The organism is Intrasporangium sp., assembly GCF_051961875.1.
In the GTDB taxonomy this organism is placed as follows: Bacteria; Actinomycetota; Actinomycetes; order Actinomycetales; family Dermatophilaceae; genus Intrasporangium_A.
Window position 1 is genome coordinate 1 of the sequence record NZ_JBQCCV010000019.1, and the last position, 18,100, is coordinate 18,100.

The following is an 18,100-nucleotide window of genomic DNA, read 5'->3' on the forward strand; positions in this document are numbered from 1 at the left end:
ACCGCCAGCCCGGACCTCGCCGCGTCTCGTGGCTCGCCGGGTCGACGCGCCGCGCGGCGCGGTGCTTCATGTCGAGGGGAGGCTGCGGCGGCCGGACCGCGGCCCCGCGCCACGACCAAGGAGGTGGCGCGATGGCGCGACGGCGGGACGGGTGTGTGGGCCTCATGTCAGCTCGCGAGGACTCGTCGGGTCGATGACCGGCCACGAGACCACGGTGACGGTCCGCGCCTCACCGGCGACGCCACCACGCACCAGACGCACGTCGTCCATCACGTCGACCCTCGTGAGCCGCGGCGCCTCGGGGGCCCGCCGGGAGTGGAGCACCGCGATGGCCTGTAGCAGGGCCGGGTCCTGGGTGAACGACCACAGCTGCCCCTCGATCTCCGCCCGCTGCAGCCCGAGCGCACCACGGCTGAGGTCGAGACGGACCCGCTCGCCGTCGACCGTCGTCGCCTCGAGATACCTCGAGTGGATCTCCCCGTCCGACGAGCTGATCGCGAACGCGAACTGGCTCATCGGCGCGAACGGCCATCCCTGGTCGTTGCGCTGCCACGTCCCGGCGACGATTCCCACGCTCACCGTGATCAGCAGCGCCACGCGAACGACCCGTCCGACCGGCGCGAGCCGCCGCACGACCTCCGCCCCCTCGGCCGGCGAACTCCCCCTGTCGACCATGTCCCCCCTAGTCAGCCATCGGTTCGTTCAGCCGCGCCAGGCCGACGGGAACGCGTCGCGCCACGAGCGCATCGCAACCCCACCCTCGGACGTCCGGTCGACCGTCTGCGCGGCCAGCACGGCGTGCCCGATGGCGCGCGCCATGCAGTCGGCTCCGGCCTCCATGAGGAACGGGAGCGCGAGCAGCTCCGGCGGCGGCTTGGCCATCGTCGACGCCGCGAAGATCGTGTCGCCGTCGAACAGGGTGTGCACCGGCTTCAGGGCCCGCGCATAGCCGTCGTGACCGACCCCGGCGAGCTTCTGGCACTGCGCCTTGGTGAGCGTCGCGTCGGTGGCGATGACGCCGATCGTCGTCGCCATCCCCGGCATCCCGGGGACCGCGTCGGGCAGCGCCGCGTAGCGCTCCCGGGCCGCGGCGAGCTCCCCCTCGGAGGGGCACCCCACCCCGCTGAACTCGCCGGCGAGACCGAGCTGAGCGGCATACAGGGCGCCGGTGGCAAGGTCGATCGGCCAGCCGACGGCGTTGACGACGACGAGCGCGGCGACGGTGACCCCGGAGTCGAGGACGACGCTCGCCGAGCCGACCCCGCCCTTGAAGCCGCCGACGCGGGCACCCGTGCCCGCGCCGACGCTCCCCTGCGCGACCGGCCCGTCGGAGGCGAGGTCGTATGCCGCTCTCCCGTCCGTCGCGCTGGGGTGGTTCCGCCACGTGCCGGCCCGGCCGAGGTCGAAGAGGATCGCGCCGGGCACGATCGGCACGACGCGGTCGGGCGTACCCATGGGCCAGCCGATGCCGTCATCTAAGAGTCCGGCGACGACGCCGTCCGCCGCCGCGAGGCCGGGGGCGCTGCCGCCCCCGAGGAGGATCGCGTTGACCCGGTCGACGAGGTTGCGGGGGTCGAGCAGGTCCGTCTCGCGCGTGCCGGGCCCGCCGCCGCGCACGTCGACCCCGGCGACCATCCCGCCGGGGGGCGCGACGACGACGGTGCTGCCGGTGAGCCAGCCGGGCTCGTCGCGGGTGCAGTGGCCGACGCGCAGGCCCGCGACGTCGGTCAGGGTGTTGCTCGGGCCGGGTCTCATGAGTCCTCGCGCAGGTCGTACTCGAGCGTCGTGGTCGCCGGGGTGAAGCCGAGGGCCTTGTAGAACTCGTGCTGGGAGGTGTCAGCGTTGAGGCGGACCCACTTGACGTCCGACGTCCGGCACCACTCGAGCATCCCCTCGATGAGGGCCCGGCCGATGCCGCGCTTGCGGTGGGCCGGGGTGACGAAGACGGTGCCGACGTAGAGCCAGCTGGCCTCCGGTCGGCCGGGGAAGGGCAGCGGCCTCAGGCGACGCGCGGTGAGCAGGCCGGCGTGCTCGCCATGGCTCTCGGCGATCCACGTCGGGTGGTCCGGCCGGGATGCGAGCCAGGCGTCGGCGAAGCGGTCGAGGAAGCCCGGCTCACCGCCGTGGCCGACCTCGCGGGCCGACTGGAGGTGGAGCGCCGCGACGATGAAGGCGTCGTCAGCCCCGGCGCGGCGGATCCGGACGTCGGGCATGACGGAAGTGAACCACGCTCGACGTGAGGTGTCAGTGGTTGAAGCCGAGGCGCCGGCTCGTGCGGGCCCGCTGCCGCTGCGCGCGCATCCGGCGCAGGCGCTTGATGAGCATCGGGTCGGCGGCGAGGGCGGCCGGGTTGTCGAGCAGCGAGTTGAGCACCTGGTAGTAGCGGGTGGCGCTCATGTCGAAGAGCTCCTTGATCGCCTGCTCCTTCGAGCCGGCGTACTTCCACCACTGTCGTTCGAAGGCGAGGATCTCCTGGTCGCGGTCGCTCAGGGTGTCGCGGGTGTGGACCTGCTCCATCGCGCGCTCGGTGCTCATGGGGTCGTTTCGTCTCGCTCTGCTCTCGATTCGGGCGTTGGCTCCGGGCCCAACCTTAACTGCAAATGACATGAGTGTCATTCACGACCAATGAAATTCGTGGACGGGATCGCGGCGGTGAGAGCACGCCCGCCACAGAAGTCACATCTGTCCCAGCCGTACCCACAGCCTCAGTCGAGCAAGATCGCCCGGAGCTCGTCGGGGGTGTGTGCGACCTCGTCCGGACGCACCCCGGCGAGGGCCTCCGGATTGCCGGCACCCCACGTCACGGCGACCGTCGACATGCCCGCCGCCTTGCCGGCGAGGGTGTCGACGACGGCGTCGCCGACGTAGACCGCCTCGGCTGGGGTGCCGCCCAGCACCTGCACCGCCTTGAGCAGCGGCTCCGGGTCCGGCTTGTGCTTGTCCGTGTCCTCCATGGCGACGAGGACGTCGAGGTACTCATCGAGCCCGAGGACGGTCATCACCTCGGCGGCCTGGGAGCGCCGCTTCGACGTCGCGACCGCGAGCCGCAGTCCCGCTGCGTCCAGGTCGCGGATCACCTCGACGATCCCGTCGTAGCGACCCAGGAGACGGTCGAGGTTCGCCTCGTTCCACTCCAGGTAGGCCCGCACGAGCTCGTCGGCGCGCTCGGGGCAGTAGTCCCCGTAGGCGACCTCGAGCGTCCGACCGATCCACGTCCGCAGCACGGCCGGGTCCTCTTCGCGGCCGAGCACCGTGCGGATTGCATGCTGGTGCGACTGGACGATGAGCTCGACCGTGTCGGCGAGGGTGCCGTCGAGGTCGAACACGACGGTCTTCCACTTGGGGCTGGGTTGGAGACTCACGCCCGAGAGCGTAGGCGACGAACTCGGGAACCCTTCAATCCCCGAGCCAGCGGCCGGCGCGCATCACGCGCTGGACGCCGGATTCGTCGACCACGACGAGGTCGGCACGGGCTCCCTCACGGACGATGCCGCGGTCCTCGAGCCCGAGCACCCGGGCCGGGGTGACGCATCCCGCCTCGACGACACGCTCGAGTCCGATTCCGGCCCGCCACTGCCGCAGCAGGATCTCCATCGCGTGCGAGGTCCCGCCGGCGATGGAACCCGGAGTCCCGTCGGTGGCAAGCCGTGCGACGCCCTCCGACACCACCACCGGCAGCCCGCCGAGCACGTAGCTGCCGTCGCCCATGCCCGCCGCTCCCATCGCGTCCGAGACGAGGGCCACCTGCCTCGCCCCGACGAGGTCGATGACACTCGCCACGGTCTCGTCGGCGAGGTGCGCACCGTCGGCGATCAGCTCGACGACCACGTCGCCGGCTCGCGCCGCGCGCAGCAGCGCCGGCACGGCACCGGGGTCACGGTGCTGCCATGGGTCCATCCCGTTGAAGAGGTGGGTCGCGAGGTCGGCGCCCGCCTCGACCGCCGCCATCACCGTCCCGTATGCCGCCGAGGTGTGCCCCACGGCGACGTGCACTCCCGATCCGGCCAGGTGGCGCACGAGCTCCAGCCCCCCGGCGCGTTCCGGCGCGACGGTCACCTGCCGGATGTGCCCCCGACCGAGCGCGAGGAGCCGGTCGACCTCGGCGGGGTCCGGGTCACGGAGGAGGGCGGGATCGTGGGCGCCGCAACGGGATTCGGCGAGCCAGGGCCCCTCGAGGTGGATCCCGTCGACCAGTCCGTCGTCGGTCAGGTCCGCGAGGATCTCGACGCCCCGGGCGAGGTCGGCCGGGCTGAGGGTGACGAGGCTGGAGAGCAGGCTCGTCGTGCCACGCCGGTGGTGGTGGCGCGCGGCCGCAGCCGCGGCATCCGGGTCGAGGTCGAGGAACGTCGTGCCCCCGCCGCCGTGGCAGTGCAGGTCGACGGCCCCGGGCAGGATCACCGGCCCCGGCCGGCCCGCGGCTGCCTCGGGGGGCGAGCTCGGCGTCATACCTGATGGGGACACGGAGACGACGCGGTCGCCGGCCACCTCGATGCGGACATCCGCAAGCGCGCCATCGACGAGGGCGCGGCCCTCCAGCAGCACTGGCATGCGGGCTCCTTCGCATCGGGTCGGGGCGTCGTGCCCGACGATACTGGCGGTACCGTGGCCCGGTGCCGGCACGACCCCTCCATGAGAACGTCCATCCGTCGTGGGTGCCTGCGCTCGAGCCGGTCGCCGAGACCATCGGGCGGCTCGGGGACTTCCTTCGCGCCGAGGTCGCCGCGGGGCACGGCTACCTGCCAGCCGGGGACGCAGTGCTGCGAGCGTTCTCCGTGCCGCTGGCCGACGTGCGGGTGCTGATCGTCGGGCAGGACCCCTACCCGACGCCGGGCCATCCCGTCGGGCTCAGCTTCTCCGTGGCACCCGACGTCCGGCCGGTCCCGCGCAGCCTGCAGAACATCCACCAGGAGCTGCGCACCGACCTCGGCCTGCCCAAGCCGTCGACCGGCGACCTCACGCCCTGGTTCGAGCGCTGCGTCATGCTGCTCAACCGCGTACTGACCGTGCGGCCCGGCAAGCCGGCGAGCCACCAGGGCAAGGGGTGGGAGGAAGTGACCGAGCAGGCGATCCGCAGCCTCGTGGCGCGAGGCGGGCCGATGGTCGCGATCCTGTGGGGTCGGCAGGCGCAGTCCCTCGCGCCGCTGCTGGGCCCAGTCCCGCGGGTCGAGAGCCCGCACCCCTCTCCCCTGTCGGCGCGGTCCGGGTTCTTCGGGTCGCGGCCCTTCAGCCGGGCCAACGAGCTGCTGCAACGGCAGGGGGCCGAGCCGATCGATTGGAGCCTCGCATGACTGCTCAGTCACGCACCTGGAGCCGCTACGTCGCCATCGGCGACTCCTTCACCGAGGGCATGTGCGACGACGACCCGGCGGTCGTCCACGACGGCGAGTTCGCCGGCTGGGCGGACCGGCTCGCGGCCCACCTGGCCGAGATCGCACGTGACGCCGGTGGCACGTTCGGCTACGCGAACCTCGCCGTCCGGGGCCGCAAGCTCGCGGACGTCGTCGGCCGACAGCTCGAGGACGCGCTCGTGCTCGAGCCGGACCTCGTCAGCATCGTCGGGGGCGGCAACGACATCCTCCGGCCCAAGGCCGACCTCGACGCCCTCGCCGCGTCCCTCGAGGACGCCGTCGCGCGGATCCGAGCCGCCGGAGCCGACGTGATCATGGCCACGCCCGTCGACCCCGCGGACGCGCCCCTCGTCAAGGCGACCCGGGGCCGCGCCGGCATCTATGCCGCCCACATCTGGAGCATCGCCGGCCGGCACGGCGCGCACGTCATCAACCAGTGGGGCATGCGGGCCCTGCGCGACTGGCGGATGTGGTCCGAGGACCGGATCCACATGACCAGCGAGGGCCACCGGCGCGTCGCGCTCGCCGCACTCGAGGCGCTGGGTCACGAAGTCCCCGACCCGGAGTGGGCCACCCCGCTCGAGCCGGCCCCGCCGATCTCCCGGCGGGAGGCACTCCAGGCCAACGCGCAGTGGGCCCGCGAGTACGTCGGGCCGTGGGTGCAGCGCCGCCTGACCGGTCGTTCCTCCGGGGACGACCGCATGGCCAAGCGGCCCCACGTCGGCCCCCTCGACGACACGCGCGGCTGACCACACCCGCCCCCTGCGGCTGAGGTGGCCGGCGGACGCATCCGTCCGGCCATCACCCCGATTCCGACAAAAGATTCCGACAAAAGCCCGCCCCAGGTCTTGACAGTGCTTCCGCATGGACCTTTAATCAACTTGTTGGTTGATAAAGGAGTTGGTTGTCAATGACGGCGGAGACAGAGGCGCTCGACCAGGCCTTCGCGGCCCTGGCCGACCCGGTCCGTCGCGCGATGATCGCTCGGCTCAGCCGGGGACCGGCGACGGTCAACGAGCTTGCCGAGCCGTTCGAGATCAGCAAGCAAGCGGTCTCGAAGCACATCCAGGTCCTCGAGCACGCAGGGCTCGTGACCCGGACCCGGGACGCCCAGCGCCGCCCCGTGCACCTCAACGCGGCTCGACTCGAGGCGCTCACCGCCTGGATCGACCGCTACCGGCTCGTCCACGAGCAACAGTTCCGCAGGCTCGACACCCTGCTGGGCCAGTCACCGTCCGACGGGTCGACGTCCCGTCGCAGCACCAAGGAGAAGCAGCCATGACCAACGAACTGACCATCGACGCCCCCGAGGGCGTGCCCTGGATCGACTTCACCCGCGAGTTCGACGCGCCCGTCGCGGCCGTCTTCAACGCGCACCGCGACCCCGACCTCGTCCGCCAGTGGCTCGGCCCGAACGGGTACGAGATGGACATCGGGCAGTGGGACTTCGTCTCGGGCGGCGGCTACCGCTACACGCACCGCAACCCCGAGGGGATGGAGTTCGGCTTCCACGGCCTGTTCCACACCATCCGCGACGACGAGTTCGCCATCCAGACCTTCGAGTTCGAGGGGGCGCCGGACGAGGTCGCCATCGAGTTCATGTGGTTCGAGGACCTCGGCGACGGCCGCTGCCGCCTCCGCGGCCGGAGCATCGGACGCACCGTCGAGGGCCGCGACGCCATGGTCGCCAGCGGCATGGAGCACGGCATGCGCGAGGGCTACGAACGCCTCGAGGCACTCGTCGGCGCCGGCTCCGCCGCCCGGGCCGGGAGCGGTTCGTGAGCGAGCCGATGGACTGGACGCTCGAGGTCGTCATCGTCCCGGTGAGCGACCTCGGGCGGTCCATCGCCTTCTACCGGGACCAGGTCGGCTTCCACCTCGACCACGAGACGACCAACGAGCACATGCACGTCGCGCAGCTGACCCCCCGCGGCTCCGGCTGCTCGATCGTCATCGGGTCGCTGCCCTCCCAGAACGAGATGGCCCCCGGCTCGCTCCGCGGCATCCAGCTCGTCGTCGCCGACGCCGAGCGGGCGCGCGCCGAGCTGGTCGGGCGGGGCGTCGAGTGCTCGGACGTCATGGTGATCGACGAGCGGGACGGCGGGACGTTCTTCGGCTTCGCCGACCCGGACGGGAACACGTGGGCCGTGCAGCAGATCCGTGCCCGCGGCGAGCACCCACTCCTCCCCTCGGACCACCGCGGGCGCTTCGCCGAGGACACCGAGTCCTGACGGGCCGCCCCCGATGCGGGGGTGACATGGGCTGCGAATGACCGCTCAGCGGCATAGGGGCGTATGCCGCTGAGCGGGCTTTCGACGCCGCCCTTACTCCGCAGATGCGGTGCTATCCTGCCAAACATGCCGCAAATGCGTATCGGAGAGGCGGCCGCCCTTCTCGGTGTCAGCGACGACACGGTCCGTCGAATGGTCGACTCGGGGCGCCTCAGCGGCGGCACCGACGAGGCGGGCCGGCGCACTGTCGACGGGGCCGAGCTGGCCGCAGTCGCACAGGAGCTGGCGCACCCCGCCGAGATCGGCGTGGTCGGCGGCGCCTCGGCCCGCAACCGGATGCGCGGCATCGTCACCGGCATCACGAAGGACACGGTCATGGCGAAGGTCGAGATGCAGTGCGGTCCGTTCCGCATCGTCTCGCTGCTCTCCTCCGAGTCCGTCGACGACCTCGGGCTCAAGGTCGGCTCCGTCGCGGTCGCCTCGGTGAAGTCCACCCATGTCGTCGTGGAGGTGCCCGCGTGACGTCTCGTCCCCGTCGCGCCCTGTCCGCCGTCGTGACGGTCGGCGCAGCCCTGGCCCTCACCAGCTGTGGGGGGACCAGCCCGACGGCCGCCGACTCGGCCGGGACCGCCGGAGGGGCGAGCGCATCGACGGCCGGCGCCGTGTCAGGGACGGTCACGGTCCTCGCCGCCGCGTCCCTGACCGAGTCGTTCGACGCGATCAAGGCCGAGCTCGAGAAGTCCCATCCTGGCCTCACGATCCAGATCTCCTACGGATCGAGCGCGACGCTCGTCCAGCAGGTCAACCAGGGCGCGCCGGCCGACGTGATCGCCCTGGCCGGCGAGGCGGCCGCGAAACCACTCGAGCCGAGCCTGGTCAAGAGCAGCGAGATCTTCGCCAAGAACATCCTCGAGATCGCGGTGCCACCGAACAACCCGGGTCACGTCACCGGGCTCGCGGACCTCTCGAAGCCGGGCCTGAAGGTCGTGCTCTGCGAGACGACCGTCCCGTGCGGCAAGGCCGCCGCGACCACCCTCGAGAAGGCGCACGTCAACGCCCATGTCGTCTCGCGCGAGATCGACGTCAAGGCGACGCTGGCGAAGGTCTCGCTCGGCGAGGCGGACGCGGCGATCGTCTATCACTCGGACGTGGTCGCCGCCAAGGGTGCAGTGAAGGGCATCCCGGTCCCCGCCGACGTCAACACCGTGCTGCGCTACCCCATCATCCGGCTCGACGACCAAGCCCCCGCCCGCGCCTTCGTCGACGCCGTGCTGGACCCGGCCGGTCGAGCGACCCTCGACGCGTTGGGCTTCGCGTCGCCGTGAACTGGCGCTCTCGCCTCGTCCTCGGCGTGCCCTCCGCGCTCGCCCTCATCCTGCTCATCGTCCCTCTGCTCGCGCTGCTCCTGCGTGCCGACTGGGCACGCATCCCGACCGACCTCGCCAGTGGCACGGCCCTGCCGGCCCTGCGCCTGTCCCTCATCACGACCTCGTCCACCGCCGCCCTCTGCCTCGCCCTCGGCACTCCGCTGGCCTGGCTCCTCGCCCGCTCCGAGCACCCGGGCATCCGGTGGCTGCGCGCCCTCCTCACGGTGCCCCTCGTCCTGCCCCCCGTCGTCGGGGGCGTCGCCCTGCTGATGACGTGGGGACGCAACGGCGTCATCGGACAGCACCTCACCGTCCTCGGCATCCAGATCCCTTTCACGACGACGGCGGTCGTGCTCGCCGAGACGTTCGTCGCGATGCCGTACTACGTGCTCGCGGTCGAGGGCGCCATGCGCGGTCTCGACACGCGCCTCGAGTCGGTCGCCCGCACCCTCGGCGCGTCGGACCTGCGCTATCTGCGCACGGTCGCCTTGCCGCTCGTCCTGCCCGGCATCGCCAGCGGACTGGCGCTCGCCTGGGCCCGCGCCCTCGGGGAGTTCGGCGGCACCATCACCTTCGCCGGCAACTTCCCCGGCCGCACCCAGACCGCGCCGCTCGCCGTCTACGTCGCCCTCGAGCAGAACCCGCAGGTGGCGATCTCCATCAGCATCGCCCTGCTCGCGGTCAGCATCCTCGTCCTCGGCCTCATGCGCGGCAGGTGGCTGCGATGACCTCTGGGCTTGACGCGCGAATCCGTTTGTCCCGTGGGCCGGTAGAGCTCGAGGTGGCCCTCACGGCAGAGGCAGGAGAGATCATCGGGATCCTCGGCCCGAACGGGGGCGGCAAGACCACGACCATCCTCGCGCTCGCCGGCGTCCTCCCCCTCGAGGACGGCCATGTCGCCGTCGCCGGGGGCGAGTGGGAGCATGCCGGCGCGAGGCGGCTCGCGCCGGAGCAACGCAGCGTCGGGCTCATGCTCGCCGACCCCCTTCTCTTCCCCCACCTGACCGCCCTCGACAACGTCGCCTACGGTCCACGCAGCCGCGGATCGCACCGGACGACGGCACGAGAGCGAGCCCGGACCGAGCTGGCGAGCGTGGGCCTCACCGAGCATCTGGGCTCTCGCCCGCGTCAGCTGTCCTCGGGGCAGGCCGCCCGGGTCGCCCTCGCCCGGGCCCTCGCGACCGACCCGGACCTGCTCCTGCTGGACGAGCCGCTCGCGGCCCTCGACCCGGAGACCCGCGCTCGCACCCGCTCGGACCTCGCCGCCCGGCTCGCCCCCTACGAAGGCGTCACCGTGCTCGTGACGCACGACCCCCTCGACGCGCTCACCCTCGCCGACCGGCTCGTCTTCATCGAGGACGGACGGGTCACGCAGGTCGGCACGCCCACGGAGGTCCTCCGCGAGCCGCGCACCCCCTACGTCGCCACGGTCGTCGGGCTCAACCTGTATGCCGCTCAGTCGGATTCGTCCGGGACGCTCACTCTCGTGGGCGGCGCCCGGCTCGTGACCGCCGACTCGACCGCCGGATCGGTCTGGGCCACCGTCTCGCCCCACTCGGTCGTCCTGCACCGGGAACGCCCCGAGGGCTCGGCGCGCAACGCCTGGCCGATGCGGGTCAGCGACGTCACCCTGCAGGGGCAGTCGGCCCGCGTCTCGCTCACCGGGCCGCTCGACCTCATCGCCGAGGTGACCCTCGCCTCGGTCGCGTCCCTCACCGTCCACGTTGGGACCGACCTCTGGGCCTCGGTCAAGGCCACCGAGGTCTTCACCTACCCGCGCTGACCTCGTGACTCCCTCGGCGAGTGGTGAGTCGCAGTGGGTGGTGCAACCCTTGACCCGACTGGATGCGTCATCCGCGTGACAGGGGGCGTTCGCCGAACACGTCCCAAGGGGAAAGGGCCGCGCCGTGGGACGAGTCGAGGTGGACGAGGAGTTCACGGCCTTCGTCCGCGCCCGGCAGCACGCGCTCGTCCGCTTCGGGTACGTCCTCACCGGTGATCCCTCCAGCGGTGAGGACCTCGCCCAGACGGCTCTCGCCCGGCTGTACCTCAAGTGGGACACGATCGAACGGACCGAGGCGACCGAGGCGTGGGTCCGCAAGGTCATGGTCAACGAGCACACGAGCTGGTGGCGGCGGGCGTGGCGGCACAGGGAGACCGTCGGCCTCGACGCGGTGAACGCGGAGGCGGTCGCGCTGAGTGCCCCTGCGGGGGACCACGAGTTGTGGCAGGAGGTGCTTCGCCTGCCGCCCCGGCAGCGCGCCGCTGTCGCGCTCCGTTACTACGAGGACCTCACCGAGGCACAGACGGCCGAGATCCTCGGGTGCTCGGTCGGCACGGTCAAGAGCCAGGTCCACCGTGCCCTCGCCACCCTCCGGACCCGGCTCGAGGAGGTTCTCGCATGACCCCCGACGACCGCACGGAGCAGCGTCTCCAGGCAGTCCTCCACAGTCACCTCGACCCCGTCGGCGTCCGGGACGACCTCGTCGCCGGAGCCGTCAACCGCTCCCGGCGGATCCGTCACGTGCGCAACGCCGCCGTCGCCGCCGCCTCGGTCGCCGCGGCGCTGGCCGTCGCGACGCCGGTGGCATGGTCCGCGCTTCGGCCGCCGCACCACGTCCCGGTGCCCGGGACGCCCGGAGGAGCCACGCCGACGGGGACGACCCAGCCCACGACGACGTCGAGGTCGTCGACGCCGAGCGAGCCGCCCGCGTCGACGCCGGCACCGACCCGGACGCTCGGGGCCCCACTCCGGCAGGTCGTCCCGTCGCTCGGCGGCCCGAGCGGAACGGCCGACGTCCCGTACCTCCACGGCACGACGGTCCACGACGGAGACCGGACGATCCGGCTCCCGCTGCCGGACCGGGTCCCCTTCCGCTTCCTCGGCCTGTTCGCCGACGAGACGGTGCTCGTCAACGTGCTGAACTCCTCGGGCACGTGGGACCTGGTCTGGTTCGACGACGCGGGCGCCGAGATCGCCCGCGAGACGGACGGGATGATGGCGGTGATGGACTCGGACCGCAGCCAGGTGGCGTGGGTCGACGCCAAGGACCGCGTCCACCTGTCCGACGCCAAGGGCGACGAGGTTGCGATGTGGCCGCAGCAGGGCCTCTACCCGACGGGGGTCGCGAGCGGTCGCGTCTACGCCAACGACACCGACCAGCGCGGCGTCGTCCTCGACAGCCGCGACCACAGTGTCACCACGAATGAAGGGCTGACGTGGGGGCCGGTCCATGCCGGCTCGGGAGTGGCGATCGCGCGCCCTCGCGGGCAGGACGGCGGCGGGCTGTGCTTCCAGCTCGTGGAGCTGGCCACCACGCGGGACCGCTGGACGGTCTGCGGTGACGCGTACCCCAGCGGCCCGTTCTCTCCCGACGGTCGCTTCCTCGTGGCGAGCGATCCCCGCGACGGGGATCCGCACCACCAGTTCTCCGTCCTCCGGGTGCTCGACGGCGAGCCGATGCTGCGCGTCGGTTCCCTCGGCGAGCCCTTCGCCCTCGACATGGGCAAGGCCGTCAACGACTCAGGAACAGCGGTCACCATGGTCGCGACGACATCGGCAGAGGTGGGCCAGCAAGGCCATCAAGCCCTCGTCCGCTGCCCGCTCGATGGCACAGGCTGTTCCGTCGTCGGTCCCAACGAGGTCATGCCGAAGGACTCCGTGGGCAACCCTGCCAGTGTCTGGGGCCTCGCCGCCGCGACCCAGACCCCGTGACCAGGGCCCGCTGCTCTCCTTCGCACCCTCCCCGCACGAGAGCACCGGGCCCCACTACCCCTCGCTGCGGAGGCGGTCCCAGAGGACACCCACGCAGGCTGGGTACCGTGCGGGAATGCGAGCACTGACGACGATCCCGCTGACGGCCGACAGCCTCGAGGTGCGCGACATGCCCGAGCCCGAGGCCTCCGCGAGCGAGCTGCTCGTCGACGGCATCGCCATCGGTGTCTGCGGCACCGACAAGGAGATCGCCGCCGGCGACTACGGCTGGGCGCCGCGCGGCGAGGAGCGGCTCATCCTCGGTCACGAGTCCCTCGGCAAGGTCCGCACCGCCCCGCAGGGCAGCGGCTTCACCCCCGGGGACCTCGTCGTCGGCGTCGTCCGCCGTCCCGACCCGGTCCCTTGCGGCGCCTGCGCCCACGGCCAGTTCGACATGTGCCGCAACGGCCAGTACACCGAGCGGGGCATCAAGCAGATCCACGGCTACGGCAGCGAGCAGTGGACCGTCGAGCAGGACTACGTCGTGCGCCTCGACCCGCGGCTCGCCGACGTGGGGATGCTCCTCGAGCCGACGACCGTCGTCGCCAAGGCGTGGCAGCAGGTCGAGCAGATCGGCGCCCGCGCCTGGTTCGACCCGAAGACCGTCCTCGTCACCGGCGCCGGCCCGATCGGGCTGCTCGCCGCGCTCCTGGGCACGCAGCGCGACCTCGACGTACACGTCCTCGACGTCGTCACCGACGGGCCGAAGCCCGAGCTCGTCAAGGACCTCGGCGCGACCTACCACCACGACCCGGTCGACGAGGTCGCGAAGAAGGTCCACCCGGACGTCGTCATCGAGGCGACCGGGGTGAGCCAGCTCGTCCTGGCGGCCATGGCCGAGACCGCGTCCTACGGCATCTCCTGCCTCACCGGCGTGTCCTCCGGCGGCCGCACGCTCGCCGTCGACCTCGGCCAGGTCAACCGCGAGATCGTCCTCGAGAACGACGTCGTCGTCGGCAGCGTCAACGCCAACCTGCACCACTACCAACAGGGAGCCGAGGCCCTGGCCAGGGCCGACCTCGACTGGCTGCACCGCCTCGTCACCCGCCGCGTCCCGCTCGAGCGGTTCCAGGACGCCTTCACCCCACACCGGGACGACGTAAAGGTGGTCATCGAGGTCTGACCCCCGTCCGCCGCGACGCGCAAACGCCAGGAGAGGTATGCCCTTAGCGGCTGAGCGGCATACCTCTCCTCGTCGGGCCTGACGGGGAGGCGCGACTCAGGCGGTCACGCCGGTCGACTCGTGCGGTTCGCCGACGGGCTTCGACTCCGCTGAGCCCCGCTCGCGCAGGAAGATGCTCAGCACGACCATGCTGCCGACGGCGAGGAACTCCGACTGCCAGTTCTGCAGGGTGCGGTTCCAGAAGTCGGGGTTGAACAAGTAGTCGCCCATGCTGATCGGCGCCTGGAGGTCCTGGATGCGCTGGGAGTTGTAGGCGCTGGTGCCGGCGACGAACTGGGCGCCCCATGACAGGAGGAAGAAGACCCCCATGGTGAGCGTGAGCGAGTGTGAGTAGACCCAGCGCCGCCAGCCGCGGGCGACGGCCCAACTGGGGCTGTGGGGTCCCGCGAACCGGCCGACCTGCTGCTCCTCGTCGCTGCCCAGCCCGGCCCGGTCCAGCTCCTTCGACTCCGGCGATCCGCGCTGCACCAGCCACACGGTCGCGAGGATCATGAGGACGAACTGGAGGAACTCGGACTGCCAGTTCTCCGCGACGTCGGTGGCGAACTGAGCCGAGCCGACGAACTCGAGCACGGACATCTCCGGCGCGCCGTTGACCCGCGCCTGGGCGTTGACGTCGGCGCACCCGACGAAGGCCTGCGCGATCAGCGTCGCGAGCAGGATCGCCCCAAAGAAGATGCTCAGGCCGAAGTTGCGAATCGCCGCTGGCCTGCGGCGGCGTGCCCGGCTCATCGGTGCAACACCCCGATCGTCCACATGTAGGCGAGCCCGCCGACGATGAAGGCCAGGTAGAGGAAGAAGACTCGTCGCACCTCAGCCCCCCGCCACGAGGCAGTCGTGCGGCTGGTCCGAGCCCTGCGGCTTGCACCCGGCCGCCATGACCTTCCAGCCCTCCGGGAAGCGTGCGAGGAAGAGGACGTCGCTGCCGGTGATCACGCGGGCGTCACCGCCGTAGACGTCCACCTTCTCGACGGGGGCGGCATCCGGCAGGCCCACCCCCGTGATGGCGGCCTCGCACGGCGCCTCCTCGTCGCTCTCGAGGGTCGTGCGTGCGCGCTCGCTGAGCAGCCGGCATGCCGTGCCGGGGTCCTTTGCCACTGCCTGAGTGAAGGCCTCGACGGCGTGGCGTGCGCCGGGGTGGTCGGGTCCGCCGCAGGCAGTCAGGAACCCGAGGAGCGGCAGCACGAACAGGCTCGCCCGCCGGCCTGGCGCGTGAGCCGCTCGGGTGCGGGCCGGCAGCCGGCGACCGGCAAGTGGGACAGTGGGCATCGGTCAGTTGTCTCCTGTCTCGGCTGGTGCCCCTGAGGTACCCATGCAGCCGCCTCGGAGAACCGTTTCTCGCCCGGGGCGCACGGGTATGACGCTCACCGTGCGGCTGCGACGGAGTGAGCTGGACCAGCCCGGGTTGCGCCGGATCGGTCGTGGCCGGGGGTTCTCCTACGTCGACGCTTCCGGGGGGCCGATCAGCGACGAGGACCGCGACCGGATCACCAAGCTCGTCATTCCGCCCGCCTGGCGCGACGTCTGGATCAGCCCTCATGCGAACGGGCACATCCAGGCCGTCGGGACCGATGAGGCGGGCCGCCGACAGTACCTCTACCACGAGGCATGGCGGGAGCAGAAGAACGAGGAGAAGCACCGGCGGGTGCTCCGGCTCGCCCGACACCTGCCCGTCGTCCGCAAGACGGTTGCCTCGCGGCTGCGTCGTCCCGGATACGACCTGGAGCGGGTCGTCGCGATGGCGCTCCGGATGCTCGACGCGGGACTGTTCCGCACCGGGGGCGAGGAGTACGAGCAGGAGCACGGCACCCACGGTGTCGCCACGCTCCTCAAGGAGCACGTCACGGTGAGCGGCGACACGCTCAACTTCCAGTTCCCAGCGAAGTCGGGCGTGGAGCGGGTCGCCCACCTGACCGACCCGGATCTCGCCAAGGCGGTCCGGTCACTCCGCCGGGCGAGCCGGCGCGGGGAACGGTTGCTGCGCTATCGCGATGGCGAGGAGTGGCACGACCTGCAGACGAACGACATCCGCACCGAGTTCAATGACCTCGCCGGACAGGAGTTCACCGTCAAGGACCTCCGCACGTGGTCGGCGACGGTGGTCGCCTCCGTGGCCCTCGCCCGGCTCATGGCCGAGGCCGGCCGGGACGCGAGCCAGGACTACGCCGGCCGAGAGAAGGCGGCCTTCGAGGAGGTCGCCGCCCAGCTCGGCAACACCCCCGCCGTGGCGAAGTCCTCCTACGTGGACCCCCACGTCGTCGAGGAGCACGAGGAGGGCCGCACCGTCCTGCCGGCGCTGCGCCGGTCACTGACCAAGGCGGACCGGCAACGGCTGGCCCGAGGTGACCTCGCGATGGTGCGTGACCGGGACGCGCTCGACAAGGTGGTGCTCCGCTTCCTCGAGCGTGCCTACAGCGACGGTCAGGACTGACCCGTGTCGGCGGTCTGACGGGCCGCCTCGACCCGGGCCTCGAAGGTCGTCGCACCCTCCGGGGTGAGCTCCGCCAGGCGTGGCACGGCCTGGAGGGCGCGATGGATCCGGTCCACCTCGCACTGCTCGACCCTCGCCGCGATGGCCGGGAGCTCCTCTTGCTCCTCAGCCTCGGCGTGTGCACCGATGGAGGCCGACAGCTCGTCGAAGGCGTCGACGAAGTCGAGGCCGTCGACATCCATGCCCTCGAGGTGTGCCATGGACAGCATCGCCGTCGTCTCCTCGTGGATGCGGGCCCTGGCGACGTCGGGGTCCGCCAGGAGGTCGCGCGCCGGCGTGTGCATCGCCTCGACCTCGATCCCCTCGTGGGCCGCGAGGAACCGGGACAGCGCGTCGAACGCCAGCCGGCGTTGCGCCCCGGCCGTGGCCCGGACGTCGGCGAGCAGCCGGCGGATCACGTCGTGCTGGCCTCTCAGGGTCATCGCCAGCTCTGTCGTGTCTGCCATGCCTGCTCCCTCCCCCGCGGGGGAGCCCGCCCTCAGTCGTTGACGTTGTTGTCGCTGCTGCTCTCGTAGCGCTCGAGCCCCACCGCCGCCCGCAGCTGCGCGAGGTCGCCGTCGAGGTCGTCCGCCAGGTGCTTCGAGGGCTCGTCCGTGACGTCGGCGATGTGCTCCATGAGGTCGCTGAGGCCCTGGGCGATGGCGTTGAGCTTGTGCTGCACCGCCTGCTCGGAGCGGGTCTGGCTGTTCTGGATGAGGGCGACCATGAGGAAGGTGACGATCGTCGTGCACGTGTTGATGATCAGCTGCCACGTGTCGATGTTCTTGAAGACCCAGTACGAGGGCGCCCAGACCACGACGAGCAGCACGCAGAAGGTGAAGAACCAGGCGTGACTCGAGAGGTCGGAAGCCTTCTTCGCGAAGCGGTCGAAGCCGCTCACGGAGGAGGAGACCTCGAGGGGCATCTGCGCCTTGTGGTGGTCGTCTTGCGCCCCGTGGCCGTCGTCCTGCCGGGGATCGGTGGACCGGTCGCTCGTGATGCTGCTCATCGGGTCTCCTTCTCCGAGGCCGCGAAGGCGACCGTTGCCTGGCTCACCATCGCCTCGAAGGTCGACGCGCCCCTGATCGGCGAGGCGGCCACGTCGTCGGCCCAAGGCTCGACGAGCGCGAAACCCTCGAGAACCTTCTCGATCGTTTCCTCGGGCAGGGCAGCGACGAGCCGCGGCAGCTCCTCGTGCTCCTCGGCCTCCGCGTGCCGGATGATCGCCTCCTGGAGCAGGCCGAACTGCATCTTGAAGTCGGACGCGCTGCGCATCGTCTCGAGGCTCGCGATGACCGCGGCCGCATCCTGCTCCTCGGTGATGCGGCGCTGTGAGATGTTGTCGTCGTCGAAGGTGACGAGGCCTTGAGGATGCAGGAGTGACTGCTCTGCGGCCTCGTGGACCGCGAGGTAGCGACGGAACGCATCGAAGGCGGCGAGCCGGTCCGCGTCGGTCGCCATGGTCACATCGGTCATCAGGGTCTTGATCCGGCCGTGCTGGCCGGTGATGAGTGAGACGAGCTCGTCCGTCGGCGTGGTCACAGGTCGCTCCCCTCGGCAGGGGAAGGCGCGGTCACCGTTGCGTCGTACGTGCCTGTCTGCTCGCCAGGGCTGACGACGAACGTCGCGATGTACTCGTTGCCGCACGTCTCGCGCACGACCATGTGTAAACCTCCACGGTTGCCTGAGTGGTTACCGTCGGCTTACCCACGGCGTGTGCCGTGCTAACTGTCCGGCCAGCCCGCCG

25 protein-coding genes are annotated in these 18,100 nt (G+C 71.5%); 13 read left to right on the forward strand and 12 right to left on the reverse strand.

The window, feature by feature from the left end; all coding sequences use genetic code 11:
* Positions 1–162 precede the first annotated feature (162 nt).
* The 6 genes from ACTHJJ_RS00945 to ACTHJJ_RS00970 form a co-directional block, all read right to left on the reverse strand.
* Complete coding sequence (locus tag ACTHJJ_RS00945) at positions 163–675, reverse strand: hypothetical protein (RefSeq protein ID WP_440301065.1); 513 nt, start codon at positions 673–675, stop codon at positions 163–165.
* Positions 676–702: 27 nt separating this feature from the next.
* Positions 703–1,755, reverse strand: a complete 1,053-nt coding sequence (locus ACTHJJ_RS00950; protein ID WP_440301066.1) for a P1 family peptidase — start codon at positions 1,753–1,755, stop codon at positions 703–705.
* Positions 1,752–2,213, reverse strand: coding sequence for a GNAT family N-acetyltransferase (locus ACTHJJ_RS00955; RefSeq protein WP_440301067.1), 462 nt, complete (start codon positions 2,211–2,213; stop codon positions 1,752–1,754). Before ACTHJJ_RS00955 ends, ACTHJJ_RS00950 begins: the two co-directional genes overlap by 4 nt.
* Before the next feature lie 31 nt (positions 2,214–2,244).
* A complete protein-coding gene (locus ACTHJJ_RS00960) occupies positions 2,245–2,535 on the reverse strand; it encodes a DUF3263 domain-containing protein (protein WP_440301068.1) in 291 nt (96 codons plus the stop codon).
* A gap of 170 nt (positions 2,536–2,705) precedes the next feature.
* Complete coding sequence (locus tag ACTHJJ_RS00965; RefSeq protein ID WP_440301069.1) at positions 2,706–3,362, reverse strand: HAD family hydrolase; 657 nt, start codon at positions 3,360–3,362, stop codon at positions 2,706–2,708.
* Between the two features lie 34 nt (positions 3,363–3,396).
* Complete coding sequence (locus ACTHJJ_RS00970; RefSeq protein WP_440301070.1) at positions 3,397–4,548, reverse strand: N-acetylglucosamine-6-phosphate deacetylase; 1,152 nt, start codon at positions 4,546–4,548, stop codon at positions 3,397–3,399.
* 62 nt (positions 4,549–4,610) lie between these two features.
* Between ACTHJJ_RS00970 and ACTHJJ_RS00975 the strand changes: the two genes are divergently transcribed.
* The 12 genes from ACTHJJ_RS00975 (at position 4,611) to ACTHJJ_RS01030 (ending at position 13,823) form a co-directional block, all read left to right on the forward strand.
* Positions 4,611–5,288: a uracil-DNA glycosylase gene (locus ACTHJJ_RS00975; protein ID WP_440301071.1), complete on the forward strand. Its 678-nt coding sequence runs from the start codon at positions 4,611–4,613 to the stop codon at positions 5,286–5,288.
* Positions 5,285–6,097 (forward strand): SGNH/GDSL hydrolase family protein, encoded by an 813-nt coding sequence (locus tag ACTHJJ_RS00980; RefSeq protein WP_440301072.1) that lies wholly within the window; start codon positions 5,285–5,287, stop codon positions 6,095–6,097. The genes ACTHJJ_RS00975 and ACTHJJ_RS00980 overlap by 4 nt, the downstream gene beginning before the upstream one ends.
* Before the next feature lie 161 nt (positions 6,098–6,258).
* Positions 6,259–6,630: an ArsR/SmtB family transcription factor gene (locus tag ACTHJJ_RS00985; protein WP_440301073.1), complete on the forward strand. Its 372-nt coding sequence runs from the start codon at positions 6,259–6,261 to the stop codon at positions 6,628–6,630.
* Positions 6,627–7,130 carry an SRPBCC family protein gene (locus ACTHJJ_RS00990; protein WP_440301074.1) on the forward strand — a complete coding sequence of 168 codons (504 nt, stop codon included), beginning with the start codon at positions 6,627–6,629 and terminating at the stop codon, positions 7,128–7,130. The genes ACTHJJ_RS00985 and ACTHJJ_RS00990 overlap by 4 nt, the downstream gene beginning before the upstream one ends.
* A gap of 8 nt (positions 7,131–7,138) precedes the next feature.
* On the forward strand, positions 7,139–7,579 hold the full coding sequence (locus tag ACTHJJ_RS00995) for a VOC family protein (protein ID WP_440301107.1): 441 nt from the start codon (positions 7,139–7,141) through the stop codon (positions 7,577–7,579).
* 126 nt (positions 7,580–7,705) lie between these two features.
* Positions 7,706–8,101, forward strand: a complete 396-nt coding sequence (locus tag ACTHJJ_RS01000; RefSeq protein ID WP_440301075.1) for a TOBE domain-containing protein — start codon at positions 7,706–7,708, stop codon at positions 8,099–8,101.
* Positions 8,098–8,904: a molybdate ABC transporter substrate-binding protein gene (gene modA, locus ACTHJJ_RS01005; RefSeq protein WP_440301076.1), complete on the forward strand. Its 807-nt coding sequence runs from the start codon at positions 8,098–8,100 to the stop codon at positions 8,902–8,904. Before ACTHJJ_RS01000 ends, modA begins: the two co-directional genes overlap by 4 nt.
* Positions 8,901–9,674, forward strand: a complete 774-nt coding sequence (locus ACTHJJ_RS01010) for an ABC transporter permease (RefSeq protein WP_440301077.1) — start codon at positions 8,901–8,903, stop codon at positions 9,672–9,674. The genes modA and ACTHJJ_RS01010 overlap by 4 nt, the downstream gene beginning before the upstream one ends.
* On the forward strand, positions 9,671–10,729 hold the full coding sequence (locus tag ACTHJJ_RS01015; protein ID WP_440301078.1) for an ABC transporter ATP-binding protein: 1,059 nt from the start codon (positions 9,671–9,673) through the stop codon (positions 10,727–10,729). The genes ACTHJJ_RS01010 and ACTHJJ_RS01015 overlap by 4 nt, the downstream gene beginning before the upstream one ends.
* A gap of 124 nt (positions 10,730–10,853) precedes the next feature.
* The gene (locus ACTHJJ_RS01020) at positions 10,854–11,351 is read left to right on the forward strand and encodes a SigE family RNA polymerase sigma factor (RefSeq protein ID WP_440301079.1); all 498 of its coding nucleotides are present in this window, start codon (positions 10,854–10,856) and stop codon (positions 11,349–11,351) included.
* A complete protein-coding gene (locus ACTHJJ_RS01025; protein ID WP_440301080.1) occupies positions 11,348–12,661 on the forward strand; it encodes a hypothetical protein in 1,314 nt (437 codons plus the stop codon). Before ACTHJJ_RS01020 ends, ACTHJJ_RS01025 begins: the two co-directional genes overlap by 4 nt.
* 115 nt (positions 12,662–12,776) lie before the next feature.
* Positions 12,777–13,823 carry a glucose 1-dehydrogenase gene (locus tag ACTHJJ_RS01030; protein WP_440301081.1) on the forward strand — a complete coding sequence of 349 codons (1,047 nt, stop codon included), beginning with the start codon at positions 12,777–12,779 and terminating at the stop codon, positions 13,821–13,823.
* A 96-nt stretch (positions 13,824–13,919) separates the two neighbouring features.
* Here ACTHJJ_RS01030 and ACTHJJ_RS01035 read toward each other — a convergent pair whose 3' ends face one another.
* Together ACTHJJ_RS01035 and ACTHJJ_RS01040 are read right to left on the reverse strand one after the other, a co-directional pair.
* Positions 13,920–14,615 carry a DUF6766 family protein gene (locus tag ACTHJJ_RS01035; protein WP_440301082.1) on the reverse strand — a complete coding sequence of 232 codons (696 nt, stop codon included), beginning with the start codon at positions 14,613–14,615 and terminating at the stop codon, positions 13,920–13,922.
* 81 nt (positions 14,616–14,696) lie between these two features.
* On the reverse strand, positions 14,697–15,152 hold the full coding sequence (locus tag ACTHJJ_RS01040; RefSeq protein WP_440301083.1) for a hypothetical protein: 456 nt from the start codon (positions 15,150–15,152) through the stop codon (positions 14,697–14,699).
* Positions 15,153–15,240: 88 nt separating this feature from the next.
* On the opposite strand from ACTHJJ_RS01040, the gene ACTHJJ_RS01045 reads away from it, so the two are divergent.
* Entirely contained in the window at positions 15,241–16,314 is a 1,074-nt protein-coding gene (locus tag ACTHJJ_RS01045) for a DNA topoisomerase IB (protein ID WP_440301084.1), read from the forward strand.
* Here the strand turns inward: ACTHJJ_RS01045 and ACTHJJ_RS01050 are convergent.
* From ACTHJJ_RS01050 to ACTHJJ_RS01065, 4 genes are read right to left on the reverse strand one after another with little or no spacing between them, the layout of a single operon-like run.
* On the reverse strand, positions 16,305–16,820 hold the full coding sequence (locus ACTHJJ_RS01050) for a hemerythrin domain-containing protein (protein WP_440301085.1): 516 nt from the start codon (positions 16,818–16,820) through the stop codon (positions 16,305–16,307). The genes ACTHJJ_RS01045 and ACTHJJ_RS01050 overlap by 10 nt on opposite strands.
* A 32-nt stretch (positions 16,821–16,852) precedes the next feature.
* The gene (locus ACTHJJ_RS01055) at positions 16,853–17,362 is read right to left on the reverse strand and encodes a low affinity iron permease family protein (RefSeq protein ID WP_440301086.1); all 510 of its coding nucleotides are present in this window, start codon (positions 17,360–17,362) and stop codon (positions 16,853–16,855) included.
* Entirely contained in the window at positions 17,359–17,895 is a 537-nt protein-coding gene (locus tag ACTHJJ_RS01060; protein ID WP_440301087.1) for a hemerythrin domain-containing protein, read from the reverse strand. Before ACTHJJ_RS01060 ends, ACTHJJ_RS01055 begins: the two co-directional genes overlap by 4 nt.
* Entirely contained in the window at positions 17,892–18,017 is a 126-nt protein-coding gene (locus tag ACTHJJ_RS01065) for a hypothetical protein (RefSeq protein ID WP_440301088.1), read from the reverse strand. The genes ACTHJJ_RS01060 and ACTHJJ_RS01065 overlap by 4 nt, the downstream gene beginning before the upstream one ends.
* Positions 18,018–18,100: the final 83 nt, after the last annotated feature.

Coding starts and splice junctions, on each gene's coding strand:
- ACTHJJ_RS00945 (WP_440301065.1), bottom strand. CDS start 675: ATGGTCGACAGGGGGAGTTCGCCGGCCGAGGGGGCGGAGGTCGTGCGG.
- ACTHJJ_RS00980 (WP_440301072.1), top strand. CDS start 5,285: ATGACTGCTCAGTCACGCACCTGGAGCCGCTACGTCGCCATCGGCGAC.
- ACTHJJ_RS01050 (WP_440301085.1), bottom strand. CDS start 16,820: ATGGCAGACACGACAGAGCTGGCGATGACCCTGAGAGGCCAGCACGAC.
- ACTHJJ_RS01055 (WP_440301086.1), bottom strand. CDS start 17,362: ATGAGCAGCATCACGAGCGACCGGTCCACCGATCCCCGGCAGGACGAC.
- ACTHJJ_RS01025 (WP_440301080.1), top strand. CDS start 11,348: ATGACCCCCGACGACCGCACGGAGCAGCGTCTCCAGGCAGTCCTCCAC.
- ACTHJJ_RS00990 (WP_440301074.1), top strand. CDS start 6,627: ATGACCAACGAACTGACCATCGACGCCCCCGAGGGCGTGCCCTGGATC.
- ACTHJJ_RS01035 (WP_440301082.1), bottom strand. CDS start 14,615: ATGAGCCGGGCACGCCGCCGCAGGCCAGCGGCGATTCGCAACTTCGGC.
- ACTHJJ_RS01045 (WP_440301084.1), top strand. CDS start 15,241: ATGACGCTCACCGTGCGGCTGCGACGGAGTGAGCTGGACCAGCCCGGG.
- ACTHJJ_RS00955 (WP_440301067.1), bottom strand. CDS start 2,213: ATGCCCGACGTCCGGATCCGCCGCGCCGGGGCTGACGACGCCTTCATC.
- ACTHJJ_RS00985 (WP_440301073.1), top strand. CDS start 6,259: ATGACGGCGGAGACAGAGGCGCTCGACCAGGCCTTCGCGGCCCTGGCC.
- ACTHJJ_RS00970 (WP_440301070.1), bottom strand. CDS start 4,548: ATGCCAGTGCTGCTGGAGGGCCGCGCCCTCGTCGATGGCGCGCTTGCG.
- ACTHJJ_RS01030 (WP_440301081.1), top strand. CDS start 12,777: ATGCGAGCACTGACGACGATCCCGCTGACGGCCGACAGCCTCGAGGTG.
- ACTHJJ_RS01040 (WP_440301083.1), bottom strand. CDS start 15,152: ATGCCCACTGTCCCACTTGCCGGTCGCCGGCTGCCGGCCCGCACCCGA.
- ACTHJJ_RS01000 (WP_440301075.1), top strand. CDS start 7,706: ATGCCGCAAATGCGTATCGGAGAGGCGGCCGCCCTTCTCGGTGTCAGC.
- ACTHJJ_RS00995 (WP_440301107.1), top strand. CDS start 7,139: ATGGACTGGACGCTCGAGGTCGTCATCGTCCCGGTGAGCGACCTCGGG.
- ACTHJJ_RS00960 (WP_440301068.1), bottom strand. CDS start 2,535: ATGAGCACCGAGCGCGCGATGGAGCAGGTCCACACCCGCGACACCCTG.
- ACTHJJ_RS00950 (WP_440301066.1), bottom strand. CDS start 1,755: ATGAGACCCGGCCCGAGCAACACCCTGACCGACGTCGCGGGCCTGCGC.
- ACTHJJ_RS01015 (WP_440301078.1), top strand. CDS start 9,671: ATGACCTCTGGGCTTGACGCGCGAATCCGTTTGTCCCGTGGGCCGGTA.
- ACTHJJ_RS01065 (WP_440301088.1), bottom strand. CDS start 18,017: ATGGTCGTGCGCGAGACGTGCGGCAACGAGTACATCGCGACGTTCGTC.